20 protein-coding genes are annotated in these 20,135 nt (G+C 71.0%); 18 read left to right on the top strand and 2 right to left on the bottom strand.

Going from position 1 to position 20,135, the window contains the following annotated elements; genetic code table 11:
* The first annotated feature begins 18 nt into the window (after nt 1-18).
* The 7 genes from VK611_08115 (at nt 19) to VK611_08085 (ending at nt 9,284) form a co-directional block, all read left to right on the top strand.
* Nucleotides 19-1,374, top strand: a complete 1,356-nt coding sequence (locus VK611_08115) for an ABC transporter substrate-binding protein (protein HMG41279.1) — start codon at nt 19-21, stop codon at nt 1,372-1,374.
* Between the two features lie 154 nt (nt 1,375-1,528).
* Nucleotides 1,529-2,509: a porphobilinogen synthase gene (gene hemB, locus VK611_08110; protein ID HMG41278.1), complete on the top strand. Its 981-nt coding sequence runs from the start codon at nt 1,529-1,531 to the stop codon at nt 2,507-2,509.
* Between the two features lie 51 nt (nt 2,510-2,560).
* Nucleotides 2,561-3,802, top strand: a complete 1,242-nt coding sequence (hemL, locus tag VK611_08105; GenBank protein ID HMG41277.1) for a glutamate-1-semialdehyde 2,1-aminomutase — start codon at nt 2,561-2,563, stop codon at nt 3,800-3,802.
* 136 nt (nt 3,803-3,938) lie between these two features.
* Nucleotides 3,939-5,585 carry a hypothetical protein gene (locus VK611_08100; protein ID HMG41276.1) on the top strand — a complete coding sequence of 549 codons (1,647 nt, stop codon included), beginning with the start codon at nt 3,939-3,941 and terminating at the stop codon, nt 5,583-5,585.
* On the top strand, nt 5,582-6,469 hold the full coding sequence (gnd, locus tag VK611_08095) for a decarboxylating 6-phosphogluconate dehydrogenase (protein HMG41275.1): 888 nt from the start codon (nt 5,582-5,584) through the stop codon (nt 6,467-6,469). The genes VK611_08100 and gnd overlap by 4 nt, the downstream gene beginning before the upstream one ends.
* The gene (gene zwf, locus VK611_08090; protein HMG41274.1) at nt 6,466-7,863 is read left to right on the top strand and encodes a glucose-6-phosphate dehydrogenase; all 1,398 of its coding nucleotides are present in this window, start codon (nt 6,466-6,468) and stop codon (nt 7,861-7,863) included. Before gnd ends, zwf begins: the two co-directional genes overlap by 4 nt.
* Before the next feature lie 143 nt (nt 7,864-8,006).
* Nucleotides 8,007-9,284: a prolipoprotein diacylglyceryl transferase family protein gene (locus VK611_08085; GenBank protein ID HMG41273.1), complete on the top strand. Its 1,278-nt coding sequence runs from the start codon at nt 8,007-8,009 to the stop codon at nt 9,282-9,284.
* A 1-nt stretch (nt 9,285) separates the two neighbouring features.
* Here the strand turns inward: VK611_08085 and VK611_08080 are convergent, their stop codons facing one another.
* Both VK611_08080 and VK611_08075 read right to left on the bottom strand, forming a co-directional pair.
* On the bottom strand, nt 9,286-10,542 hold the full coding sequence (locus VK611_08080) for a geranylgeranyl reductase family protein (protein ID HMG41272.1): 1,257 nt from the start codon (nt 10,540-10,542) through the stop codon (nt 9,286-9,288).
* 93 nt (nt 10,543-10,635) lie between these two features.
* Nucleotides 10,636-11,412, bottom strand: coding sequence for a c-type cytochrome (locus VK611_08075; protein ID HMG41271.1), 777 nt, complete (start codon nt 11,410-11,412; stop codon nt 10,636-10,638).
* 199 nt (nt 11,413-11,611) lie between these two features.
* Between VK611_08075 and VK611_08070 the strand changes: the two genes are divergently transcribed.
* Genes VK611_08070 through nuoD form a run of 11 tightly spaced genes read left to right on the top strand, consistent with a single transcriptional unit; the run spans nt 11,612 to nt 20,133 of the window.
* On the top strand, nt 11,612-12,052 hold the full coding sequence (locus tag VK611_08070; protein HMG41270.1) for a hypothetical protein: 441 nt from the start codon (nt 11,612-11,614) through the stop codon (nt 12,050-12,052).
* Between the two features lie 18 nt (nt 12,053-12,070).
* Nucleotides 12,071-12,487, top strand: coding sequence for a 4Fe-4S binding protein (locus tag VK611_08065; GenBank protein HMG41269.1), 417 nt, complete (start codon nt 12,071-12,073; stop codon nt 12,485-12,487).
* A gap of 25 nt (nt 12,488-12,512) precedes the next feature.
* Nucleotides 12,513-13,292, top strand: coding sequence for a selenite/tellurite reduction operon b-type cytochrome ExtP (gene extP, locus VK611_08060; protein HMG41268.1), 780 nt, complete (start codon nt 12,513-12,515; stop codon nt 13,290-13,292).
* A 24-nt stretch (nt 13,293-13,316) separates the two neighbouring features.
* Entirely contained in the window at nt 13,317-14,120 is an 804-nt protein-coding gene (locus VK611_08055; protein ID HMG41267.1) for a menaquinol-cytochrome c reductase cytochrome b subunit, read from the top strand.
* A gap of 7 nt (nt 14,121-14,127) precedes the next feature.
* Entirely contained in the window at nt 14,128-14,997 is an 870-nt protein-coding gene (locus VK611_08050) for a ubiquinol-cytochrome c reductase iron-sulfur subunit (protein HMG41266.1), read from the top strand.
* Nucleotides 14,997-16,331: a c-type cytochrome gene (locus VK611_08045; protein HMG41265.1), complete on the top strand. Its 1,335-nt coding sequence runs from the start codon at nt 14,997-14,999 to the stop codon at nt 16,329-16,331. The genes VK611_08050 and VK611_08045 overlap by 1 nt, the downstream gene beginning before the upstream one ends.
* A complete protein-coding gene (locus VK611_08040) occupies nt 16,328-17,260 on the top strand; it encodes a hypothetical protein (GenBank protein HMG41264.1) in 933 nt (310 codons plus the stop codon). The genes VK611_08045 and VK611_08040 overlap by 4 nt, the downstream gene beginning before the upstream one ends.
* A 3-nt stretch (nt 17,261-17,263) precedes the next feature.
* Nucleotides 17,264-17,770 (top strand): NADH-quinone oxidoreductase subunit A, encoded by a 507-nt coding sequence (locus tag VK611_08035; protein HMG41263.1) that lies wholly within the window; start codon nt 17,264-17,266, stop codon nt 17,768-17,770.
* On the top strand, nt 17,770-18,321 hold the full coding sequence (locus VK611_08030; protein HMG41262.1) for an NADH-quinone oxidoreductase subunit B family protein: 552 nt from the start codon (nt 17,770-17,772) through the stop codon (nt 18,319-18,321). Before VK611_08035 ends, VK611_08030 begins: the two co-directional genes overlap by 1 nt.
* A complete protein-coding gene (locus tag VK611_08025; protein ID HMG41261.1) occupies nt 18,318-18,803 on the top strand; it encodes an NADH-quinone oxidoreductase subunit C in 486 nt (161 codons plus the stop codon). Before VK611_08030 ends, VK611_08025 begins: the two co-directional genes overlap by 4 nt.
* Entirely contained in the window at nt 18,793-20,133 is a 1,341-nt protein-coding gene (gene nuoD / locus VK611_08020) for an NADH dehydrogenase (quinone) subunit D (GenBank protein HMG41260.1), read from the top strand. The genes VK611_08025 and nuoD overlap by 11 nt, the downstream gene beginning before the upstream one ends.
* The last annotated feature ends 2 nt before the right edge of the window (nt 20,134-20,135 follow it).

Genomic DNA, 20,135 nt, shown 5'->3' with positions numbered 1-20,135 from the left:
ATCCGTGCAGTGCGCTTTGTGTCGGTCCTCCTGGTCCCGCTGCTGCTCGCGGCGGCGTGCAGCCAACGGGACGACGACGATGACGCCGGCACCGACAGCGGCGGCGACGGTAGCGGCGACGGTGGCGGCGCCAGCAGCATCGACACCGCCGACTGCCTGGTCGACCCCACCTCCGAGATCGAGGGCGACACCATCAAGCTGGTGTCGAGCTTCCCGCAGTCCGGCGTGACCGCGGCGTTCGCGCAGATCGCCAACGGCTGGAAGTCGTACTTCGAGATGATCAACGAGGAGGGTGGCGTCGAGATCGGCGACAAGACCTTCCAGCTCGAGTGGGAGGACCAGGACGACGAGTACGACGCCGCCAAGACCGCCGCGAACATCGAGGAGCTGGTCGGCACCGACGCCGAGAACGCCTTCTCCGTGTTCAGCGTGGTCGGCACGTCGAACAACATCGCCATCCGCGACAACCTGGGCGACCAGTGCGTGCCCGACGTGTTCGCCGCCACCGGCTCGCCGGCCTGGGGCAACCCGGACTACCCGTGGCTGATCGGCTCGACGCTGCCGCCCTACAGCCTGGAGAGCTACGTGTTCGCCGAGCTGCTGAAGGACCAGAAGCCCGACGCCAAGGTGGCGATGCTCATCCAGAACGACGACTTCGGCGCCGGCTACCGCGACAGCTTCGAGCAGGCCATCGAGGGCACCGACATCGAGCTGGTGCAGGTGGAGACCTACCCCGCGGGCGCCACGGCCGACGTGTCGGCCCAGATCACCAGCCTGGCCGGCTCCGGCGCCGACGTGTTCTTCAACGGCGCCACCCTCATCCCCTGCCCCGACGCCCTCGCCAAGGCGGGGCAGGCCGGCTGGGAGCGGGAGATCACCTGGGTGTCCGGCACCTGCATCTCGAAGACGCTGATGGGCCTGGCCGGCGAGAACGCCGCCGGCGTCTACAGCATCAGCAACATCAAGGATCCGCTGAGCCCCGACTTCGCCGACGACGAGGCGATGCAGCTGTACCGCGAGAAGGTGGCCCAGTTCACGCCCGACGCCGACGTCGAGAACGGCATCGTCGCCTACGGCTGGACGCAGGCCGCGCTGTTCGTCGAGGCCCTGCAGCAGGCCGAGGCCCCCACCCGCCTGGCGGTGATGGAGTCGGTCCGCAGCCTCGACGTGGGCGACGACGTGGGGCTCCTGGCCCCGGGCACCGGCGTCACCACCGACGGCGAGGACGACCCCTTCATGGGCGAGCGGTTCGACCTGGTGCAGTACCAGTTCGCGGGCCCCGACGGCCCGAACTACTTCACCGTGGTGCAGGACTACGACTACGAGGGCCAGACCGCCGACCTCACCCCCGAGGACCTCATCACCGGCGGCTGAACCCCATGCTCCGTCCCCGAAATCCGGCGCCGCTCCGGATTTCGGGGACGGTCGGGCTTTTCCGGCGTGTGGCCGTCGGGGCGTAGTCCCATACCAACCACCCCGCCGCCGCCCCGAGAGGTCTCGGCTGCGCCGAGGCAGTTAGCATCCGGGAGTGAGCTTCCCGCAGCGGCGTCTGCGCCGTCTCCGCCGGACCCCTTCTCTGCGTCGCCTGGTGGCCGAGACCTCGCTCTCCGCCGACGACCTGATCGCCCCGCTGTTCGTGCGCGAGGGCATCGACGTCCCGCAGCCCATCGCGTCGCTGCCGGGGGTCGTGCAGCACACCCGCGAGTCCCTCCGCAAGGAGGTCAACGAGCTGGCCGCCCTGGGCATCCCCGGGGTCGTGCTGTTCGGGGTGCCGGCGCACAAGGACGCCGAGGGCTCCGGCGCCTGGGACCCGGAGGGCATCGTCCAGCTGGCGCTGTCCGACCTGCGCAGCGACCTCGGCGACGACATGGTGCTGATCGCCGACCTGTGCCTCGACGAGTACACCGACCACGGCCACTGCGGCGTGCTGACGGAGTCGGGCGAGGTCGACAACGACGCCACGCTGGACCTGTACGCCCAGGTCGCGGTCGCCCAGGCCGAGGCGGGGGCCGACATCGTCGCTCCCTCGGGGATGATGGACGGCCAGGTCATGGCCATCCGCGAGGCGCTCGACGACGCGGGGTTCGAGCCGCTGCCGATCCTCGCCTACGCCGCCAAGTACGCCTCGGCCCTCTACGGGCCGTTCCGCGACGCCGTCGACGTCACCATCGTGGGCGGCGGCGACCGCAAGGCCTACCAGCAGGACCCGCGCAACGTGCGCGAGGCGATGGAGGAGCTGCGGGCCGACTACGTGGAGGGCGCCGACATCCTCATGGTGAAGCCGGCGCTCGCCTACCTCGACGTGATCGCCCGGGCCCGGGCCGAGCTGGACGCCCCGCTGGCGGCGTACCACGTGTCCGGCGAGTACGCCATGGTCCACGCTGCCGCCGAGCGGGGTTGGATCGACGGCCCGGCCGTGATGCGGGAGCACCTGCTGGCGATCAAGCGGGCCGGCGCCGACATGATCCTGACGTACGCCGCCCGCTCGGTCGCCGAGTCGCTGCGTTGACCGTCGAAGTGTCTTCGCTCAGCGGGCTATAGCCGGGTGAGCGAAGACAGAATGACCAACGACGAGCTCTTCGCCCGTGCCTGTGACGTGATCCCGGGTGGGGTGAACAGTCCCGTGCGGGCGTTCCGGGCGGTCGGGGGGACGCCGTACTTCGTGGCCCGGGGTGCGGGCGCCCACGTGTGGGACGTGGAGGGGCGGCGCTACGTCGACCTGGTGCAGTCCTACGGGGCGATCGTCGCCGGCCACGCCCATCCCGCCATCGTCGAGGCGGTGCAGCAGGCCGCGGTCGACGGCACGTCGTTCGGCGCCCCGACCGAGCGCGAGGTGCTGCTGGCGGAGGCGATCCGGGCGCGGGTGCCGTCGTGCGAGCGGGTGCGGCTGGTGTCGAGCGGTACGGAGGCGACGATGTCGGCCATCCGGGTGGCGCGGGGGTTCACCGGCCGCCCGAAGGTGGTGAAGTTCGCCGGCAACTACCACGGTCACGGCGACCTGCTGCTGGCCGAGGCCGGCAGCGGTCTGGCCGCCCTGGGGCTGCCGGGCTCCGCCGGGGTGACCGAGGGTGCCGTCGCCGACACCGTGGTGGCGCCGTACAACGTGGTGCCGACGCTCGACGAGCAGGTCGCGTGCGTGGTCGTCGAGCCGATCGCCGCCAACATGGGCCTGGTGGCGCCGCAGCCCGGGTTCCTGGAGGGACTGCGGGCCGAGTGCGATCGGGTGGGTGCCCTGCTGGTGTTCGACGAGGTGATCACCGGGTTCCGGGTGGCCCGGGGCGGGGCGCAGGAGCTGCTGGACGTCACGCCCGACCTGACGACGCTGGGCAAGGTCATCGGCGGCGGCCTCCCGGTCGGGGCCTACGGCGGGCGGGCCGACATCATGTCCGTGGTGGCCCCGCTGGGCCCCGTGTACCAGGCGGGCACGCTGTCGGGGAACCCGCTGGCCACCGCCGCCGGGCTCGCTGCGCTCGACCTGCTGGACGACACGGCGTACGCAACCCTCCGGCGCCAGGCCGAGGCGCTGGCGGGCGTGCTGCGGACCGGGCTCGACAAGGCGGGCGTCGTCGCTCAGGTGCCGGTCGTGTCGTCGCTGGTGGGCCTGTACCTCGGCGACGAGCTGCCGGTCGACTACGAGTCGGCCAAGCGCACCGACGAGGCCGCCTACGCCCGCCTCTTCCACGCTCTCCTCGACGCCGGCGTGGCCCTCGCCCCCGGCGCCTACGAGGTCCTCTTCCCCGGCCTCGCCCACAGCGACGACGTCCTCGACGAACTCACGGGGGCGATGGACGCGCTCCGTTGAGGCACCTCGTCCGGGCGCGAGGTGCTGCGCTTCCCGCTCCTGGCGCCTGCGGCACCGGGCCGCTCGGGCCACGGCCTCGCGGTCGCTCGGCCTCAGTGGCGCGGATTCCTGTCGGGGGCTGGTAGCAAGAAGGGGCGTGACGCTCGACTCAGTCCCGGATCGCCTCGGCCCTCTTGCCGGCGAGACCGCCTCCGCCCTCGCAGAGCTCACCGAGCGCGATGCGGTCGCCCGGCTCTGGGCCGCCGACCACACCCTCTGGCGCGACGACCCCACCGAGATCAGCGACCGCCTGGGCTGGCTCACCGTGGTGCCCGAGCTGCTCGTCGGGCTCGACTCGCTGAGCGCCGAGTGCACCAAGCTCGCCGCCGACGTCGACCACGTGCTGATCATGGGGATGGGCGGGTCCAGCCTGTTCCCCGAGGTGCTGGCGTCGTCGTTCGGTCGGGTCGAGGGGGCTCCGGCGCTGCACGTCGTCGACACCACCGACCCGGCGGCCCTGTCCCGCCTCGCCGCCGAGCTGCCGGCCGACCGCACGCTGCACGTCGCCGCCTCGAAGTCGGGCACCACCCTGGAGACCCGCAGCCACCTCGACTGGGCCTGGGAGCGCCACTCCGACCCGGCCCGCTTCGCGGTGATCACCGACCCCGGCTCGGCGCTCGCCGCCCTGGCCGAGGAGCGGGCGTTCGCCCACGTGTTCCTCAACCGACCCGACATCGGCGGGCGCTACTCGGCGCTGTCGCACTTCGGGATCGTGCCGGCGCTCCTGGCCGGGTTCGACGCCGGGCGGCTGCTCGACTCGGCGTCGACGATGGCGGAGCGCCTGCGCGGCGCGGCGCGGGTCAACCCGGCCGCCACGCTGGCCGCCGTGCTGGCCGCCGGGGTCCGCAACGGGCGCGACAAGGTGACGCTCCTGCTGCCCGAGGGCGTCGCGTCGTTCGGGCTGTGGTTGGAGCAGCTGCTGGCCGAGTCGACCGGCAAGGACGGCACGGGCGTGATCCCGGTCGTCGGGGAGGCCATCGGCGACCCCGGCATCTACGGCGACGACCGGCTGTTCGTGGCCCTGTACGACCCCGAGGGCGACGCCGACGGCCACGCGGCGGCCCTGTTCGACGCCCTCGCCGCGGCCGGGCACCCCGTCCACGTGGTGGCGTACGACGACCTCGACGACCTCGGCGGCCAGGTGCTGCTGTGGGAGGCGGCCACGGCCCTCTGCGGGGCGCTGCTGGGCATCCACCCGTTCGACCAGCCCGACGTCGCCGCGGCCAAGGCCGCCACCAACCAGGTGCTGGCCGCCGAGGCCGACCGCCAGGGAGGCCGTGGCCCGAGCGGCCCGGCGCCGGCAGGTGCCAAGAGCGGGGAGCAACTCCTTCTGCCCGACGAGCCGCTGGTCCCGCTGGAGGATCTCCTCGCCCTGGTGCGGCCCGGCGACTACCTCGGCATCCAGGCGTTCGTCGACCCGGGCTCGCCGGTGGTCGGCCGCCTGGAGGCCGTGCGCACCGCGCTGCGCGACCGGCTGCAGGTGGCGACCACGCTCGGCCTCGGCCCCCGCTTCCTCCACTCCACCGGGCAGCTCCACAAGGGCGGCCCGGCCACCGGGGTGTTCGTCCAGGTGGTGGGCGACGCTTCGAGCTCCCCGATCGCCGAGGTCCCGATCCCCGGCCAGCCCTACGACTTCGCCACCCTCGAACGGGCCCAGGCGGCGGGCGACCTGCTCACCCTGCGCCAGCGCGACCGGCGAGCCGGCCGCGTCGCGCTCGACGAACTCCTGGAGGTCGCACGATGAAGGTCGGCATGGTCGGGCTGGGGAAGATGGGCGCCAACATGGCCGCCCGGCTCACCGAGGCGGGCCACGAGGTGGTCGGCTTCGACGCCTTCAGCGACGCCTCGCAGGTCGGGTCGCTGGGCGAGCTGATCCAGGCGCTGGACGTCCCCCGGGTGGTGTGGCTGATGGTCCCCTCGGGCGACCCCACCCAGTCGACGGTCGACGAGCTCGCCAAGCTCCTGTCCCCCGACGACGTGGTGGTCGACGGCGGCAACTCCAACTGGCGCGACTCGGTGCGCCGCGGCCAGGCGCTGGCCGACCACGGCATCGGCTTCGTCGACTGCGGCACCAGCGGCGGCGTGTGGGGCCGCGAGAACGGCTACTCGCTGATGGTCGGCGGCGACGACGCCCACGTTGCCCTGGTCGAACCGCTGTTCCTGGCCCTCAAGCCCACCGAGGGCGGCTACGCCCACGTCGGGGCGCTGGGCACCGGGCACTTCACCAAGATGGTCCACAACGGCATCGAGTACGGGCTGATGCAGTCCTACGCCGAGGGCTACGAGCTGCTGGCCCGGTCGGGGCTCGGCATCGACGTCACCGCGGCGCTGGAGGCCTGGCAGCACGGCTCGGTCGTGCGGTCGTGGCTGCTCGACCTGCTGGTGCGGGCGCTGCAGGAGAGCCCCGGGCTGGAGGGCATCGCCGGTGTCGCCAAGGACTCGGGCGAGGGCCGCTGGACGGTGCTCGAGGCCATCGACCGGGGTGTCGCCACGCCGGCGATCAGCGCCGCGCTCCAGGCCCGGTTCGTGTCGCAGGTCGACGACTCGGTGGCGATGAAAGCGGTCGCCGCCCTGCGCAACCAGTTCGGCGGCCACGGGGTCGTCACGGAGCCCGGAGGACAGCCATGAGCGGCAACGGGGCCCCTCGCAGCGACGCCCTCGTCCTGTTCGGGGCGACGGGCGACCTGGCCCACAAGAAGATCTTCCCCGCGGTGTACGCCATGGAGGTTTCGGGGACGTGCGCCGGCCTCCCGATCGTCGGCGTCGCCTCGTCGGACTGGAGCGACGACGACCTGCGCGACCACGCCCGCAGCGCCGTCACCGACAAGGGCGACATCGACGAAGTCGTGTGGAAGGGCCTCGCCGCCCGCATGACCTACGTGAGCGGCGACTACCGCGAGGCCGCCACGTTCGAGCACCTGGCCGAGCGGCTGGCGGGCGTGAAGCGGCCGCTGTTCTACCTGGCCATCCCGCCGTCGATGTTCGACGACGTCGTGCAGGGCCTGGCCCGGGTCGGGCTCAACGGCGAGGGCAGCCGGGTCGTGGTGGAGAAGCCGTTCGGCCGCGACCTCGACTCGGCCCGCGAGCTGAACGAGGTGCTCCACAAGGTCTTCCCCGAGGAGGCCATCTTCCGCATCGACCACTTCCTCGGCAAGGAGCCCGTCGAGAACCTGCTGGTCTTCCGGTTCGCCAACTCGATGCTGGAGCCGATCTGGAACCGCAACCACGTGTCGCACGTGCAGATCACGATGGCCGAGAACTTCGGCGTCGACGGCCGGGGGCGGTTCTACGAGTCGGTGGGCGCGCTGCGTGACGTCTTCCAGAACCACCTGCTGCAGGTGGTCGCCCTGCTGGCGATGGAGCCTCCGGTGTCGGGCGACGAGACCGCCCTGCGCGACGAGAAGGTGCGGCTGTGGCGCCAGGTCCGGGCCGTCGCCCGCAACCACGTGGTGCGGGGCCAGTACCGGGGTTACGTCGACGAACCGGGGGTCGACGCCGGCAGCGACACCGAGACGTACGTCGCCCTGCGGCTCGGCATCGAGTCGTGGCGCTGGGCGGGGGTGCCGTGGTTGATCCGGGCGGGCAAGCACATGCCGGTCACCGCGCTGGAGGCCACGGTCACGTTCAACGCCCCGCCCCGGATGTTGTTCGGCGGGGCCAAGGCGTCGCGCCCGACGCCGAACCGGCTGCGGTTCCGCCTCGGCCACGACGACGGCGTCACCCTGCAGCTCCAGGCCAAGGCCCCGGGGGACGAGCTGGTCACCCGGCCGGTCGACCTCGAGGTCGACCACGAGTCGATCTTCCCGCACCGCCAGGAGGCCTACCAGCGCCTGCTGGAGGACGCCCTGGACGGCGACCACCGGCGCTTCGGCCGGGCCGACGGCGTGGAGGAGCAGTGGCGCATCGTCCAGCACCTCCTCGACAACCCACCCGAGGTCGAGCTGTACCACAAGGGCACGTGGGGCCCCTCCCACGCCGAGTCTCTGGCGGCCTCAGTAGGCGGCTGGATCGAGCCCCTGTAAGCCTTCGCAGGCGGCTGGGCTGCGCCGACGAGGTGTTGGATCGGCCGGAGGCGGCGGCTTGCCGCCCTGCCGCAGGCACAGGAATGGGGCCTTGTCCGGGGCTGCCTAGCGCGGCAGCGCTAGGCAGGCCAGGATAAGCCCCTGTGATCGCAGCCATTCCCTACACGACATTTCCGGAGATCGAGCTCGGGCCGCTCACGCTGCGGGTCTTCGGTCTGATGGTCGCCGCGGGCGTCCTGATCGGCGCCCGCCTGGGCGGCGGCTACGGCGAGCGCTTCGGCGTCCTGCGGGAGGACAGCTACCGCACCGGCACCCTCATGGTGCTCGCCGGCATCATCGGCGCCCGCCTGACCTGGGTCGCCACCCACACCGACCAGATCGACAAGCCGATCGACGTCATCGCGATCTGGGAGGGCGGCATCCAGTTCTCCGGCGGGTTCATCGCGGCGCTGATCGTCGGCTACCCGATGTTCCGCAAGTGGACCCGGGTGCAGCGCTGGAACGTCCTCAACGGGTACGCCTGGGGACTGACGATCGGCATGGCCCTGGGTCGGGTCGGCTGCTACGCCGTGGGCGAGCACTTCGGCGGCCAGAGCGACTTCTTCCTGGCCAGCCGCTACGACGGCGGGTCGGTGCGGGAGCCCGAGCTGGGCGACACCCTGCTCACCAAGGGCATGACCTTCCACAACACGGCGCTCTACGAGCTGATCACGCTGGGACTTCTGTTCCTGGTGATGACGGCGATGATCGGCTGGGCCCGGCGGAAGGACACCTACCCGAAGCCGGCGACGCTGGTGGCGCTGTTCATGGTGTGGGCCGGCGGTGTGCGCTTCCTGCTCGACACCCTGCGGGTGAACGACGAGCGGGCGCTGGGCATGACCGGGGCGCAGTGGATGAGCCTGGTGATGGTGCCGTACGGGATCTACCTGTGGGTCAAGGTGCGGCCGGCCGTGTCGAAGCTGGTCGGGGCCGACGGCCTCCCGCTCGAGGCGCCCGCCACCGACGAGGGCAGCCTCCTCGCCGCCACCGAGGACTCCGACGCCGAGACCGACGACACCCCGGTCCCCGACGAGGTCGCCCCCCCAGAGGAGCCCTCCGCCGCCGCCGATGAAGCCGAGGCCGACGCCGACGCCGACGAGGAGACCGAGTCCGAGCCGGAGCCGGTCGCCGACGCCGACACCGAAGAGGCCGACACCGAAGAGGCCGAACCCGAGCCGGTCGCCGAGTCGGACGAGGTCGAGGCCGTCGAGGACGCCGAACCGGAGCCGGTCGCCGAGTCGGACGAGGTCGTGGAGGCCGAAGCCGAGGAGATCGAGCCCGACGACGCCGAGGAGTCGGAAGCCGCGGAGGCCGACGTCCCCTCGAACGGTGCGGCGGAGGACGACGACGAGTCCGAGCCGGCGGAGGCCGAGAAGGCCTGAACTAGGCCGGTTCGGGGACGAGGCGGGCGATGCGGGCCACCGAGCGGTACGCCGCCTCGGCCGGCCCCAGCTCGTCCTCCCGCAGCAGGTTCGCCATGATGCGCAGCACCCACTCCATGAGCGTCTGCGACCGCATGCCCACCCGGGTGAGCTCCTTCATCAGCGTCGGCTGGCCGATGACCTTGGCGAACGCCCGGGCCACCTTGAAGTACAGGCCGTACTCGTCGTCGAGCAGCGACGGGTAGCGCTGCAGCGGCATGGCCGTGCCCGTCGTCAGCGACTCGTCCAGCAGCCCCGCCGCCATCCGGGCGGTCTCGTAGGCGTAGTCGATGCCCTCGCCGTTGAACGGGTTGATCGACCCGGCGGCGTCGCCGATCACCACCCAGTTCGGCCCCACCTTCGGGTTCATCGACCCCGCCATCGGCAGCCGGCCGCCCGTCGCGGGCGCCAGCATCGCCTCGGGGTCGATGCCCCAGTGCTCCGGGGCCGTCGCCGCCCACTCCCGCATCAGGTGCGACGTGTTGACGTCCTTGTAGCCCTTGAACGTCGACAGCAGGCCGATCCCGACGTTGATGGTGCCGTCGCCCAGCGGGAAGATCCAGCCGTAGCCGGGGAGGCTGCGCCCGTCGCGGTCGTGCACGTCGAGCGCCGACTCGATCCACGGGTCCTTCGACAGCGTGCTCTCGAAGTAGCCCCGGATGGCGATGCCCTGCGGGTAGCTCTTGTTGCGGGCCGTCCCCAGCTCCCGCCCGAACCGCGACAGCGACCCGTCGGCGACCACCACGTAGCGGGCGTGGATCTCCTCGGTGGTCCCGGACTCCTTCGACTTCACGACGGCGCCGGCGACCAGCCCGTCCCGCAGCACCGGCCGGACCGCCTCGGTCCCCGTGCGCAGCGTCGCCCCGGCCGCGGCGGCGTGGTCGGCGACCATCCCGTCGAGGTCGCGGCGCCGCACGACGTAGCCGTACGACGGGAACTCCGGGTGGTCGGGCCAGGGCAGCTCGAGCGTGATGCCGTGGGCCAGCGCCCGCAGCCCGTCGTGGCGGTGGTGGGCCGCAGCGATGGCCGGCTCCAGGCCCATGTCGGCCAGCTGGCGCACCGCCCGCGGGGTGAGGCCGTCGCCGCAGGTCTTGTCGCGGGGGAAGGTCTTGCGCTCGATCACGCAGACGTCGTGGCCGGCCGTCGCCAGCCAGTAGGCGGCCGCGGCGCCGGCCGGCCCGCCCCCCACCACCAGCACGTCGTAGCGGTGGTCGGTCACGGGCTCGGCTTCGTCGTCATGCGATCCACCTGTCCACTCTGGCGGCTACCGGGCCGTCTCCGACGCCGGTCGCCCGATCGGCGAGACCGGGGGTCAGCCCTCGAGGTCGGCCTCGGTGAGCCCGGCCGCCGCGGAGAGCTCGCCCACGCCGGCATCGGCGAAGGTCATCTCGCCGTTGGCGATGGCCAGGAGGACGTCGTCCTCGCCCTCGGGCGCCTCGTCGTCGGAGAGCTCCCGGCGCTCGTAGAGCACCACCTGGGCGATCTCCTGGTCGGTGAGGCTGCCGCCGTAGCCGGGCATGATGCCGCTGTTGGCTTCCTTGCTGATGTTCTCGGCGCCGTAGGTGTCGCCGGGCCACTCCTTGGCGCCGAGCTTCACCCACATGAGCTGGTCCCGGAAGTCGGGCCAGGTCGCCTCGACGCGCCCGTCGGAGATCTGGGGCGCACCCGCCCCGCCGCCGGTGCCGCCGTGGCAGGCACCGCAGGGGGCGAACAGCGCGGCGCCGAGCTCGATCGGGTCGTTCTCGACGGGCGCCGGCTCCAGCGTGCGGACGTAGACGTAGCTCCAGATCGGCAGCGCGGCCAGCACCGGCATCGCCCACAGCGGGATGCGGCGACGGCGCTGGGCGGCCTGCACGTAGGCGGGGACCGGCTTCGGCGGCTCGGGCGTCGGCTCCGCCGGGACGGCGGGCGTCGTCGGTGGTGCACCACCAGCGCCACCGGTCGTCGCCGGGACAGCGGCCGACTCGGCGGGAGCCGGAGTGGATGCGGCTTCACCACCTGACCCGGAAGCGGGCGCGTCACCACCCAGTCCCAGGGCGGCGCGCCGCTCACGCGAACGCTGCAGGAGATGCTCGGGGATTTCTGTCAACGAAGCCTCCGCGGACGTACCTCGGCCGGTCACTCTACGCATGGGCGCCAGGGCGGTACCAAGACCACACGGTGTCGCGAGGAAGGTATGAGCCGAATGTGAACCCCCGCGAGCGGCCGTGCTAAACCAGCCAAAACCTTCGCTGGCAGACCGGATCAGCGAACAGCAATGTGAGCGATTTCACGAGGAGTCGCACGACGTGGTCGCCTTCATCACATCCCTAGTGCTCGGCTTGCTGGCTGTCGGCGTGGTGTTCGTCGTGGGCAAGCGCCGGCCGATGGGCACCCCGCTGTCGTGGGGCGAGGCGATGTTCGCGGCCACCTACGCCTTCCTGGTCTTCTTCTGGTGGTACGGGGTCATCCCCAACCAGTGGCTGCAGTGGGCGACCAACGAGCTCAACTGGGGCACCGACAAGTTCCTGGCGCAGTCGGGCCAGCCGCTGTTCGGCCAGGAGTGGCTGAGCTGGTGGCCCCTCGACGTCAACTACGCGGCTCTGAAGGACACCATCGTGATGGGTGTCTACGGCCTGGGCATCGCCCTCCACCTCGGCGTCTGGGCCTTCTGGCAGGACCGCTCCAAGGAGCGGGCGGCAGTGGTGCCGGCCTCGCGCTACGGCCGGCCCTTGGTTCGGAAGGGCTGAGCGGGGCAGGTCACGACCATGGCCAAGAACGACGCCAACCCCCCGATGCCGGAGTTCCGGGAGGACTACGTCCTCCAGGAGGTCGACGCGGCCTGGCTCTCCAAGGCGGTCAAGCCGAAGCAGTTCATCCACATCGACCAGTCCGAGTGCATCATGTGCGAGGGCTGCGTCGACATCTGTCCGTGGAAGTGCATCCACATGGTCAGCCCGACGGCCATCGACGAGGCCGTCGAGACCGAGCTTCCGGGCGAGGATCCTTCCGACCACGTCGTCTTCGTCATCGACGACGACGTCTGCACACGCTGCGCCCTGTGCGTCGACCGGTGCCCGACCGGGGTGATCATCCTCGGTAAGGTCGGCGACCCGGTGGCGACGGGCGATTCGCACCAGCGAACCAACACGCACGGCTACGGCTACGGGATGCGTCTGGGATGAGTGAGACGGAGTAATGGCCAAGACGATGGAATCGAAGCCGCCCCTCCGGGAGCGGGCCGAGAAGGCGATGCGCGACCTTCCCGGCAACATCCAGGGCTCACAGGTCTGGAACTCGATCTTCCGGCCGGGTTCGATCTTCCGCAAGGGCTACACGGACAGCCCTCGGAACCGTTCCTACGTGATCATGAACAGCGTGCTCTACCACCTGCACCCGGTGAAGGTGAAGCGGCACGCCGTGAAGGTGAGCTACACGCTCTGCCTGGGCGGGCTCAGCTTCTTCCTGTTCATCGTCCTCACGATCACCGGCATCTTCCTGATGTTCTTCTACCGGCCGACGGCGGCGCAGGCGTGGGACGACATCTACACGCTGCAGACGTCGGTCACCTTCGGCCTGCTGGTCAGGAACATGCACCGCTGGGCCGCGCACCTCATGGTGCTGTCGGTGTTCCTGCACATGGCCCGCGTCTTCTACCACGGCGCCTACAAGCCACCCCGCGAGTTCAACTGGGTGATCGGCGTCATCCTGCTGCTGCTGACGCTGCTGCTCAGCTTCACCGGCTACCTGCTGCCATGGGATCAGCTCGCCCTGTGGGCGGTCACCGTGGGCACCAACATGATGGGCTACTCGCCCGTGTTCGGTGACCAGGTGCGCTTCGTCCTGCTGGGCGGTGCCGAGATCGGCTCCGACACGCTGCTGCGCTGGTACGTGCTCCACGTGCTCCTGCTGCCCTTCGTGATCGTGATCTTCATGGCCATCCACTTCTGGCGTGTCCGCAAGGACGGCGGCATCTCCGGCCCGCTCTGATCCGGGAGCGACGAGGACAGACCCATGGCAGAGATTCCCGAACACCTCCGCAAGCGGGCCGAAGAGGCTCGCCGCAAGGCCGAGGCCAACAAGGCCCCCGACAGCGGTGGCGCCGCGCCCCCCGCGGGAGGCGGTGGTGACGCCGCGCCCAGCGAGGCCGAGAGCCGCATCCCCGCGTCGCTGCTCGAGCGGTCGAAGGCCGCCCGGGCCCGGGCCGAAGGCGGACCCGGCGCGAGCGCCGGCGGTCAGGCCACCGGCACCGCCACCGCCGTGGCGACCGCAGCCCCCGCAGCAGCCGGCACCGCGGCACCACCGCTCGCCGCCGGCCCCGGCGGCCACACCCAGCGCCTGCTGACGGTCGTCAAGTCGGGCTCGATCCAGGACATCAAGGCCACCCCGCAGGACAAGGTCCACGTGTGGCCCCACCTGCTGGCCGTCGAGTTCGTGGCCGCCCTGTCCTGCACGGCGTTCCTGCTGGTGTTCTCGATCTTCGTGAACGCCCCGCTGTTGCAGTTGGCCAACTTCAACCAGACGCCGAACCCGTCGAAGGCGCCCTGGTACTTCCTGGGCCTGCAGGAGCTGCTGACCATGTTCCACCCGATGGTCGCCGGTGTGACCATCCCGGGCCTGGGCCTGGTGGCGCTGATCTTCGCGCCCTATACCGACCGCAACCCGTCCCACAAGCCGGAAGACCGCAAGTTCGCGATCTCGCTGTTCACCCTCTTCCTGATGTTCTGGGCGGTGCTGGTGATGATCGGCTCGTTCTTCCGGGGTCCGGGCTTCAACTTCGTCTTCCCCTGGAACGACGGCATCTTCTTCGAGCTGTGAGCGAGAGATGAGCACAACCACCATCGTCCTGATCGCCGTCCCCGTGCTGGTGGTGCTGGCGGCGCTGCTGTTGTTCGCGTCGTCCCGCCGGCGTGACACCGACGCCGCGATCGGCCAGCTCAGCCCCGAGACCGCCAAGCGCGACCGTGGTCCTGTCACGCCGCTGGCCGACGACGACGCGCCGCCGGTCACCGGCCGCGAGATCGAGCGGGCCGCGGCGCTGGAGCGCAAGGGCGGCGGGCTCGCCGTCCCCGAGGAGACCCCGGCCGAGCTGGTGCCGTGGGTGCCGCCCGACGCCGAGATGATCGGCGTGACCCGCCGCCAGTTCTTCAACCGCTCCATCGTCGGGCTGTTCGGGGTGGGCCTCGCGGGCTTCGGTGCGGCGTCGCTCGCCTTCCTCTACACGGAGAGCAAGGGCGGCTTCGGCTCCCAGATCCGGGTCGGCAAGATCTCCGACATCGAGGCCAAGATCGTCGAGGGCCAAGGGTTCGCCTACTACCCCGAGGGCCGCATGTGGGTCACCCCGTACCCCGGGATCGCCCTCGAGAAGGCCCGGGCGGTGTACACCCCGCAGGAGCTCAACGGCATGGAGCACGGCGTCGTGGCGCTCTACCAGAAGTGTCCCCACCTGGGCTGCCGGGTGCCGAGCTGCGTCACGTCGCAGTGGTTCGAGTGCCCCTGCCACGGTTCGCAGTACAACCAGGTCGGTGAGAAGAAGGGTGGTCCCGCCCCCCGCGGGATGGACCGCTTCGCGATGACGGTCGACGGCGACACCCTGATCGTCGACACCGGCACGGTCATCAACGGCCCGCCGATCGGAACCAACACCACGGGCCAGGAGGCCCAAGGTCCTCACTGCGTGTCGGGCGGCCACTGATGTCGATCGCTATCGAGACCACCACCGTGCTCGCCGCCAGCACGGTGCAGGCAGTCGGCGCCGTCATCGCGGTGCTGACGACGATCGGCTTCGTCGCCTACGTGATCGCCAACCTGCGGGCGGGGCGCGACGAGGTCGGCTCCGAGATCGAGCTGGCGCCCAACCGCAAGCCCTACTACGACGACGAGCAGCTGGAGACCACCAAGCTCAACCGCACGCTCGCGTCGGGCGTGGTCCTGCTGGGCATCGTCGCCGTGGGCCTGCCGCTCTACTGGCTGGCCGAGCCCGGTCGCCAGGAGGGCGCCGAGGCCGACATGCTGCGCAAGTTCACGGACCGGGGCCTCGAGCAGTACGAGGAGGGGTCGCAGTGCGCCAACTGCCACGGCCCCGAGGGCACCGGCGGCCAGGCGCCCTACACGCTGTTCGACGCCAACGGCGGGTTCGTCGCCAACCTGCAGTGGCGGGCGCCGGCGCTCAACACGGTGCTGCTGCGGTTCAGCCGTGACGAGGTGTTCAACATCATCACCTACGGCCGGCCGGGCACGCCGATGGTCGGTTGGGGCGCGGAGGGCGGTGGCCCGCGGACCACCCAGGAGATCGAGAACGTCATCGACTACCTGGCGTCGGTCCAGCTGAGCTCCGAGGAATCGCAGGAGGCCGTCGCGGCCGAGCTGGTCGCCGACCTGGGCCTGCTCCAGGGCGACGACCTCGAGGACCCCGAGAAGGTGGCCGAGGCCGCCAAGAACATCGACTACGACTCGCTGGCCACCGGTGAGGCGCTGTTCAACCTGGGCCGTGAGACCGGGTTCGCCAGCGGGGCCTACGCGTGCGGCCGCTGCCACACGCGGGGCTGGTCGATGATCACCGAGGGCGACGGGGCTGTGGAGCCGGCGTCGGCCGGGGCGCTGCTCGGGCCCTACACCGACTACCACGACGGCTCGGGCGGTGGCATCGCACCCCCGCTGGACGACCTCCTCCCCCGCAAGTTCGCCTCCGTCGACGAGCTGGCCGAGTTCGTCTCCCTCGGCTCCATCGACGGCCTCGGCTTCGGCATCGGCGGCCAGGGCAGCGGACGGATGCCGGGCTTCGGCGACGACCCCAACACCGAAGCGGTCGCCGATGACGGCCAGTACACACGCGAGATGGTGTGCGCCGTCGCCCGCTACGCCGCCACCCTGCAGGGCAACCAGGAGCCGCTCCCCGAGGTGCCCACCACCGTGGCACCCCCGCCGACCACCACGACCACCGTCGCCGACGGTGAGGACGCCGAGGAGAGCGCCGCACCGACGCCCCCCTTCTGCTCCGACGAGGCGATAGAGGCTCTGAACCCATGATCGCTCTCACCCAGTTGATCGCCGGCATCGCCTGGGACCCGCAGATCCGCGGCGTCCTCATCGTCGTCGTCGGCGTCGCCGTGCTGATGGGCTCGGCGTACCTGCTGCTGGGCACCAACCTCGGCAACCGGCTCGGTTTCCTCATCGCTCTCACCGGCCTCTTCGGCTGGATGACGATCATGGGACTGTTCTGGTGGATCCAGCCCTCGGCCACCGGGCCGGCCGGCGTGGGGCCGGTCTGGGACGTCGTCGAGGTCAACTACGGCGACCTCACCCAGTCGAACCTGCCGAAGGCCCACGAGCTCGACGTGCCGGCGGCGCTCGACGCCGGCCTCCCGGCGCCCGACGCCCTCAACGTGGCCACCGCGGCCGAGCTCGAGGAGATCAAGGCCACCGTCGACGAGGTGTCCGACCCGTGGCGGCTCCTGGCCGAGTCCGACAAGGAGTTCGGCGAGGCCAAGTCGGTCGTCGACACCGAGCTGGCCAACGGCACCTACGTCGGCCTCAACGCCTCCGACGTGATCGACACGCCCGACGACTACGTCGCGACCTACACGTTCGACACCGGCGGCAAGGACAAGCGCTCCGGCGACGGCTGGTGGGACCGGGTGACGAACCGCGTCGACCAGACGCTGCAGATCACCCACCCGCCGCACTACCTGGTCCTCCAGGTGTGCCCCAGCACGCCCGAGACGCGGGCCGAGGCGGCCGAGCCCGGTCAGCCCCCGCCGTCGCCGACCTGCGACCCCAGCGCCGAGACGATCTCGGTGATCATGGAGCGCGACATCGGCAACCGGCGCCTCCCCGTGGCGCTGTTCACCTTCTTCTCCGGCACGATCTTCGGGCTGCTCTGCTACATGCTGCACGTCCGTGACCGGCGGCTCAGCCAACATCTCGCCGCGCCGGTGCCCTTGCCTGCCAAAGTGTGACCCATGGGCCAGTACCTCCCCGTCCTCGCGTTGATCGTGCTCGCCGTGCTGTTCGCGGCGTTGAGCCTGATCGCGTCGAAGCTGCTGGCGCCGCGCCGCAGCACCGCGGAGAAGCGGGCGCCCTACGAGTGCGGCATCGTGCCCGGACGGGAGACGCCGGAGCGCTTCCCGGTGCGCTTCTACCTGGTGGCGATGATCTTCATCGTGTTCGACATCGAGATCATCTTCCTGTACCCCTGGGCCGTGAACTACCGGAACCTCGGCGCCTTCGGGCTGGTCGAGGTGCTGATGTTCGCCGCTGCCGTGGTGGTCAGCCTGCTGTACCTGGTGAGCAAGGGCGCCCTCGAGTGGGGCCCCGTCAACCAGGCGCAGCGGCTCACGCGGGGTGGGCCGCCCGAGGGGATGGTCTCGGCCGACCGCACGGCGTCGAGCACGGTCCGTCGGGTCGGGCTCGAGGGCCGGTCCTTCGGCGACGACGCTCCCCACGCCCCCGGGAAGGAGGCCGCCTGATGGGATTCTCCTGGGACATGGACAAGGGCCTCGAAGGCCTCGACCACAACTTCATCACCGGCAAGCTGGAAGACCTGGTGAAGTGGTCGCGGGCCCGTTCGTCGTGGCCCGCTACCTTCGGCCTGGCCTGCTGCGCGCTGGAGATGATGGGTGCCGGTGGCGCCCACTACGACCTGGCCCGGTTCGGCATGGAGGTGTTCCGGGCGTCGCCCCGGCAGGCCGACATCATGATCGTCGCCGGCCGCGTCTCGCAGAAGATGGCGCCGGTGCTGCGCCAGATCCACGACCAGATGATGGAGCCCAAGTGGGTCATCTCGATGGGCGTGTGCGCCAGCACCGGTGGCATGTTCAACAACTACGCGCTGGTGCAGGGCGTCGACCAGATCGTCCCGGTCGACGTGTACGCCCCCGGCTGCCCGCCCGGCCCCGAGACGCTGATCCACTCCATCAACACGCTCCACGAGCTGATCCAGTCGGGTGAGCTGACCCGCCGCCGCGAGTCGACCGGCCGTGGCGCCGGGGTCCAACTCGAAGAGACGGCCCCGACGTGACCGAGCCCGTCCACGGCATGCCCGCGACCGAGAGTCGTGGGCAGACGGTGCTGCACCCGTCGCGCGACGAGCTGGTGAAGCTGGTGCTCGACCTGCGCGACGACGAGGGCTTCCGGGTGTGCGTCGACCTGACCGCGGTCGACTACCTCGCCTACTCGGCCCCTCGGGAGCTGCCCGACGGCATCGCCGCGGAGCGCTTCGAGATCGTGGTCGGGCTGCTGTCGCACACCAAGAAGGAGCGCCTGCGCCTGCGGGTGCAGGTCCCGGCCGACGACCCGACGTGCCCGTCGCTGTTCGACGTGCACCCCGGCGTCGAGGCGCTGGAGCGCGAGGTGTTCGACATGTTCGGCATCCGCTTCGACGGCCACCCCGACCTCAGCCGCATCCTCATGCCCGAGGACTGGGAGGGTTACCCGCTGCGCAAGGACTACCCGGTCGGGGCCATCCCGGTGCAGTTCAAGGGGATCACCGATGCCCGCTGACTCCGTCACCGCCGAGGAGCGCTTCCGCACCGCCGAAGGCTCCCAGGAGATCACGTCGCGCAAGGGTGCCGGCGCCGCCGAGCTGCTGCGGGAGCTCGGCTCGGTGCTGCGCCTGTCGGAGACCGAGGCCCAGAAGCTCGCCGACGAGGCCCCGGCCGAAGACCAGACCATGATCATCAACATGGGGCCGCAGCACCCGTCCACCCACGGTGTGCTGCGCCTCATGCTGGAGCTCGACGGCGAGACCGTGCTGCGCTGCAAGCCGATCATCGGCTACCTGCACACCGGCATGGAGAAGACGGGCGAGACGCTGACGTACCTGCAGGGCGGCACCAACGTCACCCGCATGGACTACGCCTCGCCGCTGCACAACGAGCTGGCGTTCTCGCTGGCCACCGAGACGCTGCTCGGCATCCAGGACGACGTCCCGGAGCGCGCCCAGTGGATCCGGATGCTGCTGGTCGAGCTGAACCGCATCTCGTCGCACCTGCTGTTCCTGGCCACCAACGGCATGGACATCGGCGCGGTCGGGATGATGATCTACGGCTGGCGCGACCGCGAGGAGACCCTGCGGCTGCTGGAGACGATCACCGGCCTGCGGATGAACCACAACTTCATCCGCCCCGGTGGCGTGGCCGCCGACCTTCCCGACGGCTGGCGCGACGAGGTGCTGCGGGTGATCGACGCCAGCCCGCCGCGGCTCGAGGAGTACGACCTCCTGATGACCGGCCAGCCCATCTGGCGGGAGCGCCTGCAGGGCGTGGGCGTGCTCACCCAGGAGGAGGCCCAGGCGCTGGGCACCACCGGGCCGATCCTGCGGTCGACCGGCGTCGAGTGGGACCTGCGGCGCGACATGCCGTACCTCTTCTACGACCAGCTCGACTTCGCGGTGGTGGTCGGCAGCTACGGCGACTGCTTCGACCGCTACGCCATCCGGCTCAACGAGGTCCGCGAGTCGATCAAGCTGGTGCACCAGATCCTCGACCGGATGCCGCCCGGCGACTACCGCATCCAGGACCGCAAGGTCACGCCGCCGCCCCGCGCCCGCATCGACGAGTCGATGGAGGCGCTGATCCACCACTTCAAGATCTTCACCGAGGGCTTCAAGGTGCCGCCCGGCGAGACCTACCGCGCCATCGAGAGCCCCCGCGGCGAGCTGGGCTGCTACATGGTGAGCGACGGCGGCGGGCGGCCCTACCGGATGCACATCCGCGGCCCGTCGTTCGTGAACCTGCAGACTCTTCCCCACATGCTGCGGGGCGGCCTGATCGCCGACGCCGTGGCGGTCATCTCCTCGGCAGACCCGATCATGGGCGAGGTGGACAGGTAGGA

The sequence above is a fragment of the Acidimicrobiales bacterium genome (assembly GCA_035316325.1).
Classification (GTDB): domain Bacteria; phylum Actinomycetota; class Acidimicrobiia; order Acidimicrobiales; family VFJN01; genus DASXTK01.
This window is presented reverse-complemented; position numbering and strand designations above follow the sequence as displayed.

Bases quoted from the DNA above. Each gene is read 5' to 3' on its own strand.
- hemL (HMG41277.1), top strand. From the start codon at position 2,561: ATGACCAACGACGAGCTCTTCGCCCGTGCCTGTGACGTGATCCCGGGT.
- gnd (HMG41275.1), top strand. From the start codon at position 5,582: ATGAAGGTCGGCATGGTCGGGCTGGGGAAGATGGGCGCCAACATGGCC.
- zwf (HMG41274.1), top strand. From the start codon at position 6,466: ATGAGCGGCAACGGGGCCCCTCGCAGCGACGCCCTCGTCCTGTTCGGG.
- VK611_08065 (HMG41269.1), top strand. From the start codon at position 12,071: ATGGCCAAGAACGACGCCAACCCCCCGATGCCGGAGTTCCGGGAGGAC.
- extP (HMG41268.1), top strand. From the start codon at position 12,513: ATGGAATCGAAGCCGCCCCTCCGGGAGCGGGCCGAGAAGGCGATGCGC.
- VK611_08055 (HMG41267.1), top strand. From the start codon at position 13,317: ATGGCAGAGATTCCCGAACACCTCCGCAAGCGGGCCGAAGAGGCTCGC.
- VK611_08050 (HMG41266.1), top strand. From the start codon at position 14,128: ATGAGCACAACCACCATCGTCCTGATCGCCGTCCCCGTGCTGGTGGTG.
- VK611_08045 (HMG41265.1), top strand. From the start codon at position 14,997: ATGTCGATCGCTATCGAGACCACCACCGTGCTCGCCGCCAGCACGGTG.
- VK611_08040 (HMG41264.1), top strand. From the start codon at position 16,328: ATGATCGCTCTCACCCAGTTGATCGCCGGCATCGCCTGGGACCCGCAG.
- VK611_08035 (HMG41263.1), top strand. From the start codon at position 17,264: ATGGGCCAGTACCTCCCCGTCCTCGCGTTGATCGTGCTCGCCGTGCTG.
- VK611_08030 (HMG41262.1), top strand. From the start codon at position 17,770: ATGGGATTCTCCTGGGACATGGACAAGGGCCTCGAAGGCCTCGACCAC.
- nuoD (HMG41260.1), top strand. From the start codon at position 18,793: ATGCCCGCTGACTCCGTCACCGCCGAGGAGCGCTTCCGCACCGCCGAA.